At 66.7% G+C, this 2126-nt stretch carries 2 protein-coding genes; both read right to left on the reverse strand.

Translation table 11 applies throughout. From position 1 onward, the window contains the following. Positions 1-784, reverse strand: a 784-nt coding sequence (locus LK10_RS09270; RefSeq protein WP_156144107.1) for an amidohydrolase, incomplete at its 3' end; no start/stop codon positions are given. A gap of 349 nt (positions 785-1133) precedes the next feature. Beyond that, positions 1134-2126: M24 family metallopeptidase (locus LK10_RS09275; protein ID WP_043122777.1), on the reverse strand; the 993-nt coding region annotated here is incomplete at its 5' end.

The following is a 2126-nucleotide window of genomic DNA, read 5'->3' on the forward strand; positions in this document are numbered from 1 at the left end:
TCTGCGCGTGCACTTCGGGGTCGAAGCTGCGGAAGTTCAGGGTCAGATCCGCGGTATCCGCTATGACGTTCTCCTTGATCCCGGCGTGGAAGGTGCCGACTGTGATCACCGCCGGATGGCGCGGGTCAATCTCCCGGGAAACGATCGTCTGAAGCCGCGTCACGATGTGGGCGCCGAGGGTGATGGGGTCGATCGCTGCGTGCGGCTGTGAGGCGTGCGAGCCGAGTCCGCGCACGGTGACCCGCCAGCTGGTTGCAAGCGTCATGGTGTGTCCTGGGGCGTAGGCGACTGAGCCTGTGGTCAGGGGCATGACGTGCTGGCCGTACACGACGGAGGGTTTGGGGGCCCGGTTCCACAGGCCGTCCTCGATCATGGCACGTGCTCCGGCTGCGATCTCCTCTGCCGGCTGGAAGATCAGCACCACTGTGCCCGACCAGCTCTCCCGGAACGATTCGAGGGCGCGGGCGGCGGTCAGCAGGGCTGTCATGTGAATGTCGTGTCCGCATGCGTGCATGACGGGAACGGACTCGCCACCGAGCTCGGCTCGGGCGGTGCTCGCGTAGGCCAGCCCGGTGTCCTCCTGTACGGGCAGGCCGTCCGTGTCGGTGCGGAAGGCGACGACAGGGCCTTCCCCGTTCTCGAGGATCCCCACGACGCCTGTGGTCGCGCATCGGAAGTGGGGGATTCCGATGTCGTCGAGCTCCTCTTCGATTCGCGCCGCGGTGCCGTGCTCCTGCAGCGACAGCTCGGGATGGGAATGGAACCAGCGGTAGAGCTCGCGCATCCGTTCACCCTCAGCGGCGGATGGGCGGCCAGTGGTCGGCACCAAAGTCAACGGTCTTCTCCTGTTCAATCCTTCTGATCGCTCACTCGGCGGGGCCGCTGCGGCGATCAGGTCGTTCCGGCGGTCTCTGCCCGTGGTGCCTGGTCTGGCTGGGCTTCTCTGTGGGCCGCTAGATGGGACCATTGCGTCCGAGGCCTCCTGAGGCCGGGATGGGCCGGTGTCTGGAGCCGGGGCGGGCTCGAGGGCGGACGAGAGGTCCTCTCTGGCGTCTGGCCCCTGTCCTGGCTCATTCCGGATCAGCCCTACCCGGATGCACCACGCCACCGGGTCATTCCAGCCGCGCCCTGACTCACTTCGCGATGATGGGCTCGCGGGGGACGGTTGTGACCAGCTCCGGGCTTCCGTCCCGTACGATTGCCTGCTCTCCCAGGGACATCGTCAGGCCGGATTCGTGGTCGACCAGCATCATGTGCGTGAAGAAGGTCATGTTCGCCTCCAGCACCACTGGGTTGTGGGCGTAGATCATGGGCTGTTCCATCCAGGTAGGCGGCCAAACCGCCCCCATGGTGTAGCCGCAGGCGGCAAGGGCGCTGTCCTCGTATCCGTGCTTGGCCAGGGTCGCGCGGTGCGTCTCGTACACCTCGCCGAGGGTGTAGCCGGGCCGGAGCTTCTCCTGGACGGCCTCGAGGGCCTCCCGGCAGGCGTCGTGCATCTTGAGGTGGCGTGGGTCGACGCGCGGGCCGGTCAGGACGACGAACATGTCCACGGCGTGATAGTGCCTGTAGCCGGCGCCTAGCTCGAAGGTCACCTGGTCGTTCGGCCCCACATGCTTCCTCGCGGTGGTGTAGCGGCCGTTCAGCGCGGAGGCGCCGGCGCCGATCGGACTGCGGTGCGCGGGCGGATCTCCGTCCTCGGAGAAGACCTGGCCCCATAGCTTCGCCATGATGTCGCCTTCGAATGCGCCAGGGCGGACCTCGGCGATCGCGATGTCCCTGCAGGAGTCGACGATCTCTCCGGCCCGGCGGACGTACGCGAGCTCGGCATCGCTCTTGACCAGCCTGAGCCTTTGCACGAGGCCCGAGGCGTTGACGAGCTTGCACCATCCACCGAGTTCGGACTGGATCTCCAGATGGAGCTTGGGGGTCAGACCCATCGTGTCCAGCTGGATGCCGACCCTCTTCCCTGCCATGCGGTGGCTGGCGAGGGTCTCCTTGATGACCCTGGTGACCGGCTCGTCCTCGTCGTCGCGCCAGATGCGGATGTCCTCGCAGATGGACGAGTAGCGGATGTTGGCAAGATCCACGACGCGGCTGATGTGCGTCAAGCGGCCGTCCCGGTTCAG

Source organism: Sinomonas humi (assembly GCF_000802235.1).
Classification (GTDB): Bacteria; Actinomycetota; Actinomycetes; order Actinomycetales; family Micrococcaceae; genus Sinomonas; species Sinomonas humi.